The sequence below is a fragment of the Streptomyces sp. B21-083 genome (assembly GCF_036898825.1).
GTDB lineage: Bacteria > Actinomycetota > Actinomycetes > Streptomycetales > Streptomycetaceae > Streptomyces.
In genome coordinates this window covers 3559668-3576137 of the sequence record NZ_JARUND010000002.1, presented here as the reverse complement: position 1 = coordinate 3576137, position 16470 = coordinate 3559668, and the positions used below count along the sequence as shown (strand labels likewise).

Genomic DNA, 16470 nt, shown 5'->3' with positions numbered 1-16470 from the left:
AACCACCATGGCAAGGCAAGCAACACAGTGGAGAGTCGGCGCGGCCGGCATGGCCGTCCTCGCCCTCACCCTCACCGCCTGCGGCGGCGCGAAGGTCGGTGACACCTCCTCGGGCTCCGACACCTCCGCCGGGTCCGCGGGGTCCTCCGGGAAGTGCGGCACCTTCAACCTCGCGGTCAACCCGTGGGTCGGCTACGAGGCGAACGCGGCGGTCGTCGCGTACGTCGCGGAGAAGAACCTCGGCTGCAAGGTCACCAAGAAGGACCTGAAGGAGGAGATCGCCTGGCAGGGCTTCGGGACGGGCGAGGTCGACGCCGTCATCGAGAACTGGGGTCACGACGACCTGAAGAAGAAGTACATCACCGACCAGAAGACGGCTGTCGAGGTCGGCCCGACCGGCAACGAAGGCCTGATCGGCTGGTACGTGCCGCCGTGGCTCGCCAAGGCCCACCCGGACATCCTCGACTGGAACAACCTCGACAAGTACGCGGCGAAGTTCAAGACCTCCGAGTCGGGCGGCAAGGGCCAACTCCTCGACGGCGACCCGTCGTTCGTCACCAACGACGAGGCGCTGGTCAAGAACCTGAAGCTGGACTTCAAGGTGGTGTACGCGGGCAGCGAGACCGCGCTCATCCAGGCCTTCCGCAAGGCCGAGAAGGACAAGGAATGGGTGATCGGCTACTTCTACGAGCCCCAGTGGTTCATGGCCGAGGTGCCCCTCGTCAAGGTCAAGCTGCCTGACTACAAGGCGGGTTGCGACGCCGACGCGGAGAAGATCGCCTGCGACTACCCCGTGTACAAGCTCGACAAGATCGTCAGTGCCAAGTTCGCCAAGTCGGGCAGCCCCGCCTATGACCTGGTCAAGAACTTCACCTGGACGAACGACGACCAGAACACCGTGGCCAAGTACATAGCCGAGGACAAGATGACCCCGGAGGCGGCGGCGAAGAAGTGGGTTGACGCCAACAGGGCGAAGGTCGACGCCTGGATCAAGTGAGGCCTGAGGCGTCCTGAAATGTGCTGAGCATGAATGCCCGGTGGGCGGTGCGCGTACCTGCGCACCGCCTGCCGGGCATTGCCGTGTCTCGCCCCCGCCGCCCCTGCCCGTCCCTCCCCCAGAGGGGGACCCCCATCGGGGGCTGCGCCCCCGAACCCCCGCTACGGCCCTGAACGGGCCTTGTCCTCAAACTCCCCCAGAGGGGGGACCCCAGACGGGCTGACATACCGACCCCGTCCATCACCCTCGGAACCTCTTGACACCCACCTGCCCGGCAGGCACATTGAGTTGCGCAACCTGAGTCATGTTGCGTAGACAGCAACTGACACTGAGGGCCTGGACTGGTTTTCAACCGGAGGTGCGGCGATGGCGGGACCCCGAGTGGTCATCATCGGAGCGGGCGTCGTCGGCGCGGCACTCGCGGACGAGATCTCCGCGCGAGGCTGGACCGAAGTGACCGTGGTCGACCAGGGCCCGCTGCCCGCCACCGGGGGATCGTCGTCGCACGCACCCGGCCTGGTCTTCCAGACGAACTCGTCCAAGACGATGACCGAGCTGGCCCGCTACACCGTCGAGAAGTTCTGCTCCCTGGACGTCGACGGCAAGCCCTGCTTCCTCCAGGTCGGCGGCCTCGAAGTGGCCACCACCCCCGAGCGCCTCACGGAACTGCACCGCCGCCACGGCTGGATCACGGCCTGGGGCATCGAGTCCCGCCTCCTGACCGCCGAAGAGTGCGCGGAACAGCACCCGCTGCTGAACCCCGACCGGGTCCTGGGCGGCCTCCTGGTCCCCACCGACGGCCTCGCCAAGGCGGTCCTCGCCGTCGAGGCGCAGATCCGCCGGGCCACCGAACGGGGCGTGACCTTCCTGCCCCGCCACGAGGTACTGGACGTCCAGCAGACGGACGGCCGTGTCACCGGAGTCGTCACGGACCAGGGCGAGATCCCGGCCGACATCGTCGTGTGCTGTGCCGGCATCTGGGGCCCGAAGATCGCCCGCATGGCCGGCCTGAACCTCCCCCTCACGCCCCTGGCCCACCAACTGGCCTGGACCGGCCCGGTCCCGGCCCTCGCCGGCCAGACGGAGGAGGCGGTCCGCCCGATCCTGCGCCACCAGGACGCCGACCTCTACTACCGCGACCGCTACGACGCCATCGGCATCGGCTACTACGGCCACCGCCCGATGCCCATCTCGGCCGACGACATCCTCTCGTTCGGCGAGGCGGACGCGGCAGGTTCCATGCCGTCGGTCCTGAAGTTCACCGAGGACGACTTCGCGGACGCCTGGACGGAGACGCGGTCCCTCCTCCCGTCCACGAAGGACGCGAAGGTCGAGGAGGGCATCAACGGCCTGTTCTCCTTCACCACCGACAACTTCCCCCTCCTCGGCGAGTCCCAGGACGTCAAGGGCTTCTGGGTCGCCGAGGCCGTGTGGGTCACCCACTCGGCGGGCGTGGGCCGGGCGATGGCCGAGTGGCTGGTCGACGGTTTCTGCTCGTCCTTCGACCTGCACGAGTGCGACCTCAACCGCTTCGAGCCGCACCAGCTCGCCCCGGAGTACGTCCTGGCCCGCGACTGCCAGAACTTCGTCGAGGTCTACGACATCCTGCATCCGCTGCAGCCGTCGGGGGACCCGCGCCCGATCCGCACCAGTCCCTTCCACACCCGTCAGCGGGAACTGGGCGCCTTCTTCCTGGAGGCGAACGGCTGGGAGCGCCCGCAGTGGTACGAGGCCAACGCCCCCCTGGTGGAAGGGCGTTCGGTGCCGACCCCGGGCGACTGGGCGGCCCGGTACTGGTCGCCGATCGTCGGCGCCGAGGCCCAGGCGACCCGCGAGACGGTCGCGATGTACGACATGACGGCCCTCAAGCGCCTGGAGGTGACCGGCCCCGGTGCCGCCGACTTCCTGGAGGGCCTCACGACCAGCAAGGTCGCCAAGTCGGTCGGCTCGGTGACGTACACCCTGCTCCTGGATCACGACGGCGGCATCCGCAGCGACGTCACCGTGGCCCGCCTCGGCCTCGACCTCTTCCAGGTCGGCGCCAACGGCAACCTGGACCTCGACTGGTTCACCCGCCACCTCCCGGCCGACGGCACGGTCCAGGTCCGTGACATCACCCCCGGCACATGCTGTATCGGCCTGTGGGGGCCGCTGGCCCGCAAGGTCCTCCAGCCCCTGACGGACGAGGACTTCTCCAACGACGGCCTGAAGTACTTCCGCGCCAAGCACGCCTACATCGGCAGCGTCCCGGTGACGGCGATGCGCCTGTCGTACGTCGGCGAACTCGGCTGGGAGCTCTACACGACGGCCGACCAGGGCCAGAAACTCTGGGACACCCTCTGGCAGGCGGCGCAGCCGCTCGGTGGCATCGCGGCAGGCCGGGGCGCCTTCAACAGCCTCCGCCTGGAGAAGGGTTACCGCTCCTTCGGCACCGACATGACGTACGAGCACGACCCGTACGAGGCCGGCGTCGGCTTCGCCGTGAAGCTCGACAAGGGCGACTTCGTCGGCAAGGCGGCACTGGAACGCCGTAAGGCAGACGTACGCCGGAAGCTCACCTGCCTGACCATCGAGGACCCGAGGTCGGTGGTGATGGGCAAGGAGCCGGTCTACGAGGGGGACCGTGCCGTCGGCTACGTCACCAGCGCCGCCTACGGCTACACGATCGGCAAGGGCATCGCGTACGCCTGGCTCCCGGCCGAACTGGCCGTCCCTGGAACGACGTTGCACATCGGCTACTTCGACCAGCGGGTGGCGGCCGTGGTCGCCGAGGAGCCCCTGTTCGACCCGACGATGTCCCGCCTCCGTGGGTAGGCGCTCCGCTGGAGGGGCGGTGTCGGGTTGTCGGTTCGCCGCGGCGCCGTCGTGGCTGGTCGCGCAGTTCCCCGCGCCCCTTTGGGGGGCTTCGCCCGCCCCCAGTCAACTTGCCGCAGATGACCCAGAAGGCGGAGACGCGCGATGAGCCCCCGTACTCCCGGCAGCCCCCGTACCCCAGGCGCCGAACTGCCGGAGCATCCCGACTGGCTGTGGCGTACGCCCGAGCCGAAGCGTTCGTACGACGTGATCGTCGTGGGCGGCGGCGGACACGGCCTCGCCACCGCGCACTACCTGGCGAAGAACCACGGCATCACCAACGTCGCCGTGCTGGAGAAGGGGTGGCTGGCGGGCGGCAACATGGCCCGCAACACCACGATCATCCGCTCCAACTACCTGTGGGACGAGAGCGCCGGCATCTACGAGCACGCGCTGAAGCTGTGGGAGAGCCTGGAGGAGGAGCTGGACTACCCCATCCTCTTCTCCCAGCGCGGAGTGCTGAACCTGGCTCACAGCCTCCAGGACGTTCGCGACAGTGTGCGCAGGGTGGAGGCGAACCGCCTGAACGGCGTGGACGCGGAGTGGCTCGACGCGGACCAGGTCAAGGAGGTCTGCCCGATCGTCAACACCTCACCGGACGTGCGTTATCCGGTGATGGGCGGCACCTACCAGCCGCGCGCGGGCATCGCCAAGCACGACCACGTGGCGTGGGGCCTGGCCCGCTCGGCGGACGCGGCCGGCATCGACATCATCCAGAACTGCGAGGTCACCGGCCTGGACGTGGTCGGCGGCAGGGTGGTCGGGGTCCAGACGACCCTGGGTCCGATCGCGGCGGGCAAGGTGGCCCTGTGCTCGGCGGGCCACACCTCGGTCCTGGCGGCGATGGCGGGCATCGAACTCCCGCTCCAGAGCCACCCGTTGCAGGCGCTGGTCTCCGAACTCCTCGAACCCGTGCACCCGACCGTGGTGATGTCCAACGCCGTGCACGTCTACGTCAGCCAGGCGCACAAGGGCGAGTTGGTGATGGGCGCGGGCATCGACTCGTACAACTCGTACACGCAACGCGGGGCGTTCCACATCATCGAGGAACAGATGGCGGCGGCCCTGGAACTGTTCCCGGTCTTCGCGCGGGCGCACGTTCTCCGCACCTGGGGAGGCATCGTGGACGTGAGCCCCGACGCGTCACCGATCGTGGGCCTCTCCCCGGTGGACAACCTCTACCTCAACTGCGGCTGGGGGACCGGGGGCTTCAAGGCCACCCCGGGCGTCGGCTGGGTCTACGCCCACACGATCGCCCACGACAGCCCCCACCCCCTCAACGCCCCCTTCTCGCTCGACCGTTTCACCACCGGCGCGCTCGTCGACGAGCACGGCGCGGCCGCGGTGGCCCACTAGGGATCCCCAAGGGAGCCGAACGACATGCTGCTCATCCCCTGCCCGTGGTGCGGGCCCCGCGACGAGGCCGAGTTCCACTACGGCGGCCAGGCACATGTGCCGTACCCCGAGGACCCGTCGGCCCTCACCGACGAGGAGTGGGCCCGGTACCTGTTCTTCCGCGACAACCCGAAGGGCCCCTTCGCCGAACGCTGGAACCACGGCGCGGGCTGCCGCCGCTGGTTCAACGCGGTCCGGAACACGGGGACGAACGAGATCCTGGCGGTGTACAGGGCGGGGGAGGAGCGTCCCCCGGCCACCGAGGATGCGGGCGTCACGGCGGCAACTCCCCAGCCCCGGAAGGCTTCTGCAGCCTCTCCGGCAACTGTCGAGCACGGGCCCGCATTGTCAGCTTCTCCGGGGAGTGTTGAGCAGAGGCCCACACCCTCAGCCCGTCCGGCGTTTGAGGACGAGGCCCCTTCAGGGCCGACCGGGGGCCTGGGGGCGGAGCCCCCAGAACTTTCGGGAAGGGGCGGGGTGGGGGAGGAATCCCAGCCGTTCAGACACCCCACCCGAGGCCGGATCAACCGCGATCACCCCCTCACCTTCACCTTCGACGGCACCGAACACCAGGGCTACGAAGGCGACACCCTCGCCTCCGCCCTCCTCGCCAACGGCATCATCCACACAGGCACCAGCATCAAACTCGGCCGCCCCCGAGGCATCTTCTCCGCCGGCCCCGAAGAGCCCAACGCCGTCATCCAGATCGAGGCTCCGTTCCCCGAGCCGATGCTCCCCGCCACCACCGTCGAGCTGTACGACGGCCTGGCGGCAACCAGCCTCCCCGGCCAGGGCCGCCTGGCCACCACCCCCGACCCCGCCCGCTACGACGCCGTACACGCCCACTGCGACCTGCTGATCGTCGGCGCGGGCCCCGCAGGCCTCGCCGCAGCCGCCGCAGCCGCCCGCACCGGCGCCCGCGTCATCCTCGCCGACGACCGTCCGGAGCCGGGCGGCAGCCTCCTGGGCACGGGCGAACACCTCGACTGGGTGGCGGAGACCACGGGCCGCCTGGAAGCAGCCCCGGACGTGCGAGTCCTGTCCCGCACCACGGTCTTCGGCTACTACGACGACAACCACCTCCTCGCCGTCGAGCGCCGCACCAACCACCTCGGCGCAGCCGCCCCCGAGAACGTCTCCCGCGAACGCGTCTGGCGCATCCGCGCCCGCCGGGTCGTCCTCGCGACCGGCGCCCACGAACGCTCCCTGGCCTTCGCGGACAACGACCGCCCCGGTGTGATGCTGGCCGCCTCGGCGCGTACGTACGTCAACCGGCACGGCGTCCTGCCCGGCCGCAGAGCGGTCGTGTTCACGACGAACGACAGCGCGTACGCGGCGGCACTGGACCTCACGGCAGCGGGCGTGGACGTGCCGGCGATCGTCGACACCCGCCCCTACCCGGGGGAGTGGGCCGAACGCGCGAGGGCGGCCGGCATCGAGGTGCTCGCCGGACACGCGGTCGTAGGCACGCAAGGCGATGTGCAAGGCGACTCGCAAGGTGACGTGCAAGGCGGCACGCCAGGCGACCCGCGCCTGACCGCCGTAAGCATCGCCCCGTACGAAGGCGAGCCCACAGAGTCCGGCGGAAGCACAGGCCGACGGGAGTTCGCCGCCGACCTCCTCCTCGTCTCCGGCGGCTGGAACCCGGTGGCCCACCTGTTCAGCCAGGCGGGCGGCAAGCTCCGCTACGACAACGCGCTCGGCACCTTCGTCCCCGACAACTGCCGTCAGGCCGTCGAGGTCGCGGGCAGCGCGGCCGGAGCGCTTGACCTGCCCTCGGTCCTCGCCCAGGGCGTGGACGCGGCCTCCCGCGCACTCGCGGCGGAGGGCTACACCCCCGAGGCACCCCACCTCCCGACCCCGGCCGCCGAACCGCCGACCACCCCGCCCATGCACGTGTACGCCATCCCCGACGCCTCCGACACGCACTCCTTCGTCGACCTCCAGCGTGACGTCAGCGTGGACGACCTGGCCCGCGCCACCGGCGCCGGTATGCGGTCGGTGGAGCACACCAAGCGCTACACGACGGCGGGCACCGCCAACGACCAGGGCAAGACGTCCGGCCTCCTGGCCAGCGGTATCGTCGCCGCGCTGCTCGGCGTGGACATCTCGGCGCTCGGCACGACCACGTTCCGGCCGCCGTACACGCCCGTCTCCTTCGCCACCCTCGCGGGCCGCGACCGGGGCGCGCTGCACGACCCGATCCGGACGACCGCACTGCACGCCTGGCACATCGAGCACGGCGCGCTCTTCGAGAACGTCGGCCAGTGGAAGCGCCCCTGGTACTACCCGCAGGCCGGCGAGGACATGGAGGCGGCAGTCCTGCGCGAGTGCGCCGCCGCCCGCGACAGCGTGGCCTTCATGGACGCCTCCACCCTCGGCAAGATCGACGTCCAGGGCCCGGACGCGGGAGCCTTCCTCGACCTGCTCTACACCAACATGATGAGCACCCTGAAGGTCGGCATGATCCGCTACGGCGTGATGTGCCGCCCGGACGGCATGGTCTTCGACGACGGAACCGTCATCCGCCTCGCCCCCGACCGCTTCCTGGTCACCACGACGACGGGCAACGCCGCCGCCGTACTGGACTGGATGGAGGAGTGGTCGCAGACCGAGTGGCCGGACCTGCGCGTCCACTGCACCTCCGTCACCGAACAGTGGGCCACCGTCGCCCTGGTGGGCCCCCGCTCCCGCGCGGTCCTCGGCTCCCTGGCGCCCCAACTGGCCGTGGACAACGCCGACTTCCCGTTCATGGCGTGGCGCGAGACGCCCGTCGCGGGCATCGACGCACGGGTCTGCCGGATCAGCTTCTCCGGCGAACTGGCCTACGAGATCAACGTGTCGCCGTGGGAGGCCCGCACCCTCTGGGAGGCGCTGTACGAGGCCGGCGCCCCGTACGGCATCACCCCCTACGGCACGGAGACCATGCACGTCCTGCGTGCCGAGAAGGGCTACCCGATCATCGGCCAGGACACCGACGGCACCGTCACTCCGCAGGACCTCGGCATGAGCTGGGTGGTGTCGAAGAAGAAGCCCGACTTCATCGGCAAGCGGTCGTACGCCCGTGCCGACGCCGTCCGCCCCGACCGCAAGCAGTTGGTCGGCCTGCTTCCGGACGACCCCGGCGCGTTCCTCCCCGAGGGCACCCAGCTGGTCGCCGACAGCGAGCTGCCCGCGCCGCCCGTCCCGATGCTCGGCCATGTCACCTCCAGCTACCGCAGCGCGGCCCTCGGCCGGACCTTCGCGCTCGCCCTGATCAAGGGCGGCCGGGAACGCGTCGGCGAACGCCTGTACGCACCCGTGGGTGACCGGCTGGTCCCGGTGACCGTCGCGAGCCCCGTCCTCTACGACCCCGAGGGAGCCCGCCGAGATGGCTGACACCACCACCCTGAGCGCCGCCCGGCCCTCCTTGTCCTCCCCGTCCCCCTTGTCCGGCCTGTCGCCGGTGTCTCCGCTGGCGGACGCCGCCTGCCGACTGGCCGCCGCGACCCGCACCTCCGGGGGTGCGATCCGGCTGGCGGAACTCCCCTTCCTGACCCAGCTCAACGTGCGTCTCGACGCCAAGGGCGCGGCGGCGGACGCCATCAGGCTCGCGCTGGATCTCCCGCTGCCCCTCGCCCCCAACACCGTCGTCCACGCGGGGGAGTTGGTCGCCCTGTGGCTGGGCCCGGACGAGTGGCTGCTCGTGGGCCCGCCCGGCGGCGAACGGGACCTGGAGAGCCGTATCAGGGAAGCGGCCGGGGACGAGCCGGTCTCCGTCATCGACGTCTCCGCCCAGCGCACCACGCTCCTCGTCACGGGCCCCCGAGCCCGCGATCTGCTGGCCCACGGCTGTCCCCTCGACCTCCACTCACGCGCCTTCGGCCCCGGCCGCTGCGCCCAGACGACCCTGGGCCGCACCCAGGTGGTGCTGGTCGCCCGGGACGAGGCCAGGGCCGGCTTCTGGGTGCTGGTCCGCTCGTCCTTCGCCGGCTACCTGACGGACTGGCTGCTCGACGCGGGGACGGAGTACATGGGCTGAGGCAGGAGGCCTCACCAGAGGCGGATGTGCCGCGATATGGACGACCGGGTTGCCCCTGCCCTAAGGTGCAAGGCACTTAGCAAGCGCTTTCTGGCCTGACCATGTCGCCGCACACACTCATACGCCCAGCTCGTTGACCGGCTGCGCGACGAGCCGACGCGGGGCCTGGGCGGAAAGGGAGCGTCTCGTGCCCCACCGCGAACCCCAGGACCGATCGACGCCGCCGCCCCCGTCGCAGCCATGGACCCGCAAGTCCTTTCTGCGGGGCATGGCCGCCACCGGAGTGACCCCCATGCTCCTTGGGCCGCTCTCCACGACCGCCCACGCAGCTCTCCCGGACCTGCCGGCCCGGGCCGGCGGCCCCGAGTTCCCGCTGGTGCGGGGCGGGTCGGCCACCGACGTCTTCGTGGACGCGGCCGACGACCCCGCCGTGATCCGCGCGGCCGGGGACCTCCAGGCGGACGTCGAGCGGGTCTCCGGCATCCGGCCTCGGCTGATCCACACCCTCCCGGTACTCCCCGAGAAGGCCACCCACCTCGTCCTCGTCGGCACGATCGGCGCGAGCCCGGTCATCGACGGGCTCATCGCCCAGGGCCGTCTGAAAGTGACCCAGGTGAAGGGGAGTTGGGAAGCCTCGGTTGCCCAGGTGATCGACCGTCCACTGCCGGGGGTGGACCGCGCCCTGGTGATCGCGGGCAGCGACCGGCGCGGCACGATCTACGGGATCTACGACACCTCGGAACGCATCGGGGTCTCGCCCTGGTACTGGTGGGCCGACGTGCCGGTGGAGCACCGCGACGAGGTGACCGTCCCGACCGGACCCTTCACCCGCCACGAACCCTCGGTTCGCTTCCGGGGCATCTTCATCAACGACGAGCAGAACCTGACCACTTGGTCGCACCGAACCCAGGAGCCGGACAAGAACATCGGCCCCGAGACCTACAAGCACGTCTTCGAACTGCTCCTCCGTCTCAAGGCCAACTACCTCTGGCCGGCCATGCATCCGTACTCCGACTTCTTCAACAAGCACCGCGAGAACCCCGAACTCGCCGAGCACTACGGCATAGTCGTCGGCTCCAGCCACCCCGAGGCGCTGCTCCGCAACGGCGTCCACGAGTGGGACCCGTGGGCGGCGGAACACCTGAACGCCGACGGCAGCCTGCCGGTGTACGACTACACGGTGAACCCCGCTGTCATCTCCGACTACTGGCGGGCCCGGGCGCGCCAGAACGCCGCCTACGAGAGCAGCTGGACGCTCGGTATGCGCGGCCTGCACGACACCGCGCTGGAGACGAAGTACGCGACGACGATCCCCGAGAAGGTCGTGGTGATGAACGACATCATCGCCGACCAGCGCCGCATCCTGACCGAGGAGGTCGGCCAGGCGGCCGAGCCGCAGATCTTCATCCCGTACAAGGAGGTGCTGGACCTCTACAACGCGGGCGTCCAGGTGCCCGACGACGTCACGCTCATCTGGCCGGACGACAACCACGGCAACATGCGCCAGCTGCCGAACGAGGCGGAGCGACGGCGCGCGGGCGGCAACGGCATCTACTATCACCTCTCCTACTGGGGCCGCCCGAAGAGCTACCTGTGGCTGGACACCACCCAACTGGCCAAGGTCTGGCAGGAGTTGCGCCGGGTGTACGAGCACGGCGCCGACCGTATGTGGATCTTCAACGTGGGAGACGTCAAGTCGATCGAGACCGGGCTGTCCTTCGCCATGGACGTCGCCTGGGACGTGAACAGATGGGGCGCGGACGACGTCGAGGAGTTCCTGGTCGAGTGGGCGGGCCGCCAGTTCGGGCGGCGTCACGGCCGTGAGATCGCCGCGATCCGCACCGAGTACTACCGTCTCGCGGCGGAACTGCGCCCGGAGTTCATCGCAGCGGGCCTGATCTCCGTGATCCACCACGGCGACGAGGCGGGCCGCCGGATGGCCGCCTACGAGCAACTCCTCGCACGGGCAAGGACCTTGGGCGCCAAGCTGCCCGAGGCGTATCGGGACGCCTACTTCGAGCTGGTCGAATACCCGGTGCACGGCGCCTACTTGATGAACCTGAAGTACTACTGGGCGGACCGCAACGCGCTCGCCCGGCGTCAGGGGCGCGGCGCCGGGGCGAACCTCTTCGCGGACCTCGCCGAGGCGGCTCACGCCACGGAGGCCGCGCTCACCAAGCGATACAACACCGAGGTGGCGGGCGGAAAATGGGACGGGATCGTCAACCCGTACCCCTCGCAGATCCCGAAGGCGCCGGGCCGCCCCGCCGTCACCAGGGTCGCGCGCCAGGAGACATCGGGCCTGGGGGTGGCGTCGGAGGGCAACGAGACGGGCACGGCACGCCCACTGTCCTTCTTCTCCGGCACTCGGGACCGCCGCTTCCTGGACGTCTTCAACACGGGCTTCCTGGCGGTGAGTTGGACCGCCGAGGCCAGTCATCCCTGGGTCCGGCTGAGCGAGCCGGGCGGCTCCCTGACCGACCAGACAAGGGTGTGGGTGGAGATCGACTGGGACCGGGTGCCCGAGGGATCGTACGAGGCGACGGTCACCGTGAGCGGTGCCGACGCCGGGCAGCGTGTCGACGTACCGCTGAGGGTGCGCAACGACGGTGAACGGGCGCTCCGTCGGCGGCCCGGGTTCGTCGAGGCGCACGGGTACGTCTCGATCGACGCCGCGCACACCGACCGCCGGGTGGCGCGCGGCGGGGCCCACTGGCGGACCGTACGCGGGCTGGGGCGTCGTAGCGGCGCGGTGGAGGCGGTGCCGTCGACGGCGGCGCCGATCACCGCCGACTTCGCCGCCCGGGCACCGGAGTTGCGTTACCGGGTGCGCTTCAGCAGCACGGGGACCTTTCCGGTCACCGTCTTCCGGTTGCCGTCGCTCGACGAGCGGGGGCAGCGGCGGGTGGCGGTGTCGCTCGACGACCAGCCGGTGACGGTCCTGTCCGGACAGGCCGTCGCCACCGGCAACCGGGGCGACGCCTGGGCCCGCAACGTGGAGGACGGCGTCGAGAGACTGACGGCCACCGTGACCGTCACCGAACCCGGCGAGCACGAACTGCGGCTCTTCATGGTCGACCCGGCGATCGCCGTGGACCAGATCGTCATCGACACGGGAGGCCTGCCGGTCAGCTATCTGGCTCCGCCGGAGAGCTGGCACCCGGTGTTCAACTCCGGCTCGCGACAGGAGTAGCCGGGGCGGGGGTGCCGGTGTACATCGGATCTATCTTCGGCTGAACCTGAATCGGGCCTGATTATTGACGCCTATCTGGTCTAGTCCTACGCTCCTCCCGAAGATAGATCCGATGAATCGCCATTCCCGGAAAGTCCCGGAAAGGTCATTTGGCATGCCCATGACTCCATCTAGGCGCATGGTTCTGGCAGCCGGAGGCTTACTGGCCTCGGGCGCCGTCTGGTCGACCCGGTCGACGGCCTCCGCCTCTACCCCATCTTCGGCGGCCTCCGTCGTGTCCCCCACGGACGGCTGGACGAGGACGGCGTTCACGTACGCCCTGCAGAAGCCGTGGAACCTGGACCTGAGCGACCGGTACAGCAACAGCGGCGGCGTCCACCGCATGTGGGTGTACGACACCGACCAGCCCTTGTCGCAGGGCAGTTCCACCGACCCGCGCACCGAGATGCGCTGGAAGCAGGAGTACACGTCCGGCCGGCACATGTGGGACGCCGATGTGTACCTCCCGGCCGGCACGAACGGCGCGACCTTCGTGCAGATCCTCCGCGTGATCCACCCCGACGGCACCCCGGCCACGGACTTCATGCTCAACGCGTACAACGCCAACGGCGGCACTGTACGGGCGTTCGACCGCACGGTCCTGAAGACCGGCGCGTACGACACCTGGTTCAACGTCAAACTCGAACACGACGCCTCGGCCGGCAGCGTAAAGGTCTACTTCGACGACGAGTTGGTGCTGACCACCGAGGACCGGGGCCCCGCCACCCGGCACTTCAAGAACGGCGTCTACCACCACGGCACCGGCCGGGCCGAGGCCCGCTTCCGCAACCTCACCTACTGGACGCGGTGAGTGCTGTGCGGAGACGAACGGCACTCACCGCGCTCGGCGGACTCGGCCTCGCCGGTGTCACCGCCGCGGTCCTGCCGGGGCAGGCCGGGGCCGCCGACGAGGTCCACTTCCAGAACCGCGGCAGCGTCGAAGGCTGGGACCACGCCTACACGCAGAAGGCCGGCACCATCGAGACCGTCGACTCGCCCACGTACAAAGGCGCGCACGCGCTCGCGGCGACCCAGACCTACATCGGCGAGACCGGCGGCTACCACTGCGAGGTGATCCGGCGCGGCGCGCAGAGCGTCGGCGAGGACCGGTACTACGGCCAGGCGATCCGCCTAGGGTCCGGCTGGACCTTCCACGACCAGAACGTCACCTTCCAGCAGTGGTCGCCCGAAGACCCGGAAGGCCCCTGGCTGTTGATGTTCGTCATCGGATCGGAGATCCGGTTCGGCGGTTCCGGGGGCATCAAGGGCACCGTCGGATCGATCAGCGGCCTGCGGGACACCTGGATCCGCGTCGTCACCCGGCTGAAGCTCGACGGCGACGGCCGGGGTGCCTTCGAGGTGTGGCTGAACGGTACGAGGACGGTGAGCCGGACCGGCATCACCGTACTGCCGTCCACCTCGCGGACGATCCGCTGGTCCAGCGGGATCTACTGCACCGCCTGGCGCGAGGGCACGCCCATCGGCCCGCGGACCCTGACGATCCTGCACGACAACCACCGGATCGCCTCGACCTACGCCCTCGCCGAACCGGCCGCCTGGGCCTGACGCCGACGTCGCCCGACCCCCCCAACCCCTCACCCCACCTTCTGGAGGTACCCGCATGACCTCTCGTAGAGCAGTGCTCGGCTCGGCGCTGGGCGGTACGACGCTTGCCGCCCTGCCCGGGGTCGCCCAGGCCGATCCCGTCGATCACGGTGATCACGCCGGTCCTCCCGGCCCGGCAGCTGATGCCGTAGCCGTCCCCCACCCCTGGAAGCTGCGCAACCGCATGGACTCGGACGCGGCCTGGTCCGGCTTCCTGCGCAAGCAGGACCTGCTGTGGCGCAGGCTGCCCACGCTGTGGCACGAGGGCCCCTTCCTGGGGGACGGGCGGCTGGGCAGCATGGTGTACCAGGAGCCGGGCGTGAACGCGATCCGCTTCACCGTCCAGCACGGCGAAGTCCAGGACCACCGCCCGGAGTTCGGCAGCGGCTGGGGCACCTGCCGACTCCCCGTGGGACACCTGACCCTGGACCCGGTCGGCACCATCACCGCCGTGGACTGGCGGCTGAGCCTGTGGAACGCCGAACTGACCGGCACGATCACCACGGACAAGGGCACCCTGACCCTCGCCGCCCTCATCCACGACGGCGTCCTGGCCGCCCGCGTCACGGCGGGCGGCGACGAGAAGGTGCACTGGACGTTCCACCCGGAGGAGGCGATCAGCCCCCGCAAGATCAGCGAGGCCCCACCGGCGGACTACGTCGCGAACCCGCCCTGGACCACCCGGACGACCGGCGGCGTCGAGCAGGTCCTCCAGCCCCTGACCGGCGGCGGCCAGACCGCGACGGCGTACCGACGCTCGGGCGACACCCTGCTGCTCACCGTCGCCCACAGCCATCCGTCGAACACCCGGGCGGGGGAGGAGTCGCTGAAGAAGATCCAGAAGATTCCGACGATCCGGCAGACCCTGGGAATCGCCCCGTACACGGCCCTGCGCACCTCGCACACCCGCGCCTGGCACGCGTACTACCGCAAGAGCTTCGTCTCGTTCCCCGACGAGCGGCTGCAGAGCTTCCACTGGATCCAGCTCTACAAGGTCGCGTCGGCGAGTGTCGCGGGCGGGCCGCCGATGGCCACCTGCGGCCCCTGGCTGGAGCCCACGCCCTGGCCGGCGGTGTGGTGGAACCTCAACGTCCAGCTGGAGTTCTGGCTGATCCACGGCTCCAACCACCTGGAACTCGACTCGCTGGCAACCACCCTCCGCCAGAACCAGGAACAGCTCACGACGAACGTGGCCGCCGCCTACCGCTCGGACAGCGCCGGAGTCGGCCGTAGCTCCGACATGTTCGCCAACCGGAGCGTGGGCAGGCCCGGCACCGGCGCCGAAGTGGGCGACCTGACCTGGGCCCTGCACAACGTGTGGCTGAGCTACCGCCACAGCATGGACGAGAAACTGCTGCGGGACACCGTCTTCCCCGTGCTCCGCCGCGCGATCAACTACTACCTGCACTTCCTCCAGCCAGGAGACGACGGCAAGCTGCACCTTCCGTCGACGCTCTCCCCGGAGTACCCGGTGGTGCCTCCGCAGGACACCAACTACGACCTGGCGCTGATCCGTTGGGGCTGCACCACACTCCTGGAGGCGGCGGAGCGACTCGGCGTCGACGACCCCCTCGCCCCGCGCTGGCAGGAGACGCTGGCCAGGCTGACGCCGTACCCGGTGGACGGCAACGGCTTCATGATCGGCGCCGACACCCCGTACGCGCAGTCCCATCGCCACTACTCCCACCTGCTGATGGTCTACCCGCTGTACCTGGTCAACTGGGACCAGCCGGAGCAGCGCGAGCTGATCGAGAAGTCGGTAGTCCGCTGGCACGCGCTGACCGGCGCCCACCGCGGCTACAGTTACACGGGTGCCGCGTCGCTGTACGCGATGATGGGCCGCGGCGACACGGCCCTGACCTACCTGAAGAAGTTCTTCGACCCCACCACGCGCTACCCGTGCCGGGCCAACACCCACTACACGGAGGCCGGACCGGTCATCGAGACCCCGTTGTCGGCATCCCAGTCCCTGCACGACATGCTCTGCCAGAGCTGGGGAGGCGTCCTACGGGTCTTCCCGGCCGTTCCGCCCACCTGGCCGGACGTCACCCTCCACGACTTCCGCACCCAGGGTGCCTTCCTGGTCAGCGCGGCCCGTACGGGGGGCGCCACCCGCTTCGTCCGGATCCGAAGCTTGGCAGGCGAACCATTGCGCCTGCGCCACGACCTGCCGTCCGGCCCGCTGACAGCCCTCCTGGACGACGGCACCCCGGCCCGCACCCACACCTCGGAGGACGGCACCCTCACGATCGACCTGGCCAAGGGCCGGGAGGTCCTGCTGTACGCGGGTAAGCGCCCCGACCTCGTGATCGACTCGGTGCCGCTGGTCGAGCGGGGGGAGGCTTGGGGGCTGCCGTAGGTCACCGT

The 16470-nt window shown here is 70.0% G+C and carries 9 protein-coding genes; all 9 read left to right on the top strand.

Annotation, left to right across the window (positions count from 1 at the left end; genetic code table 11):
- Positions 1-7 precede the first annotated feature (7 nt).
- A complete protein-coding gene (locus tag QA861_RS39935) occupies positions 8-997 on the top strand; it encodes an ABC transporter substrate-binding protein (RefSeq protein WP_334593749.1) in 990 nt (329 codons plus the stop codon).
- Positions 998-1363: 366 nt separating this feature from the next.
- Positions 1364-3811: a GcvT family protein gene (locus QA861_RS39930; RefSeq protein WP_334593747.1), complete on the top strand. Its 2448-nt coding sequence runs from the start codon at positions 1364-1366 to the stop codon at positions 3809-3811.
- A 144-nt stretch (positions 3812-3955) separates the two neighbouring features.
- On the top strand, positions 3956-5206 hold the full coding sequence (locus QA861_RS39925) for a sarcosine oxidase subunit beta family protein (RefSeq protein ID WP_334593746.1): 1251 nt from the start codon (positions 3956-3958) through the stop codon (positions 5204-5206).
- Between the two features lie 24 nt (positions 5207-5230).
- On the top strand, positions 5231-8623 hold the full coding sequence (locus QA861_RS39920) for a sarcosine oxidase subunit delta family protein (RefSeq protein WP_334593745.1): 3393 nt from the start codon (positions 5231-5233) through the stop codon (positions 8621-8623).
- Positions 8616-9266, top strand: coding sequence for a sarcosine oxidase subunit gamma (locus QA861_RS39915; RefSeq protein ID WP_334593743.1), 651 nt, complete (start codon positions 8616-8618; stop codon positions 9264-9266). The genes QA861_RS39920 and QA861_RS39915 overlap by 8 nt, the downstream gene beginning before the upstream one ends.
- 268 nt (positions 9267-9534) lie before the next feature.
- Positions 9535-12459: a glycosyl hydrolase 115 family protein gene (locus QA861_RS39910; RefSeq protein ID WP_334594994.1), complete on the top strand. Its 2925-nt coding sequence runs from the start codon at positions 9535-9537 to the stop codon at positions 12457-12459.
- Positions 12460-12733: 274 nt separating this feature from the next.
- Positions 12734-13309, top strand: coding sequence for a polysaccharide lyase family 7 protein (locus QA861_RS39905; protein ID WP_334593741.1), 576 nt, complete (start codon positions 12734-12736; stop codon positions 13307-13309).
- 5 nt (positions 13310-13314) lie between these two features.
- Positions 13315-14064, top strand: coding sequence for a heparin lyase I family protein (locus QA861_RS39900; RefSeq protein WP_334593740.1), 750 nt, complete (start codon positions 13315-13317; stop codon positions 14062-14064).
- Between the two features lie 55 nt (positions 14065-14119).
- Entirely contained in the window at positions 14120-16462 is a 2343-nt protein-coding gene (locus QA861_RS39895; protein ID WP_334593739.1) for a glycosyl hydrolase family 95 catalytic domain-containing protein, read from the top strand.
- Positions 16463-16470 lie beyond the last annotated feature (8 nt).

Bases quoted from the DNA above. Each gene is read 5' to 3' on its own strand.
- QA861_RS39935 (WP_334593749.1), top strand. From the start codon at position 8: ATGGCAAGGCAAGCAACACAGTGGAGAGTCGGCGCGGCCGGCATGGCC.
- QA861_RS39930 (WP_334593747.1), top strand. From the start codon at position 1,364: ATGGCGGGACCCCGAGTGGTCATCATCGGAGCGGGCGTCGTCGGCGCG.
- QA861_RS39925 (WP_334593746.1), top strand. From the start codon at position 3,956: ATGAGCCCCCGTACTCCCGGCAGCCCCCGTACCCCAGGCGCCGAACTG.
- QA861_RS39920 (WP_334593745.1), top strand. From the start codon at position 5,231: ATGCTGCTCATCCCCTGCCCGTGGTGCGGGCCCCGCGACGAGGCCGAG.
- QA861_RS39915 (WP_334593743.1), top strand. From the start codon at position 8,616: ATGGCTGACACCACCACCCTGAGCGCCGCCCGGCCCTCCTTGTCCTCC.
- QA861_RS39910 (WP_334594994.1), top strand. From the start codon at position 9,535: ATGGCCGCCACCGGAGTGACCCCCATGCTCCTTGGGCCGCTCTCCACG.
- QA861_RS39895 (WP_334593739.1), top strand. From the start codon at position 14,120: ATGACCTCTCGTAGAGCAGTGCTCGGCTCGGCGCTGGGCGGTACGACG.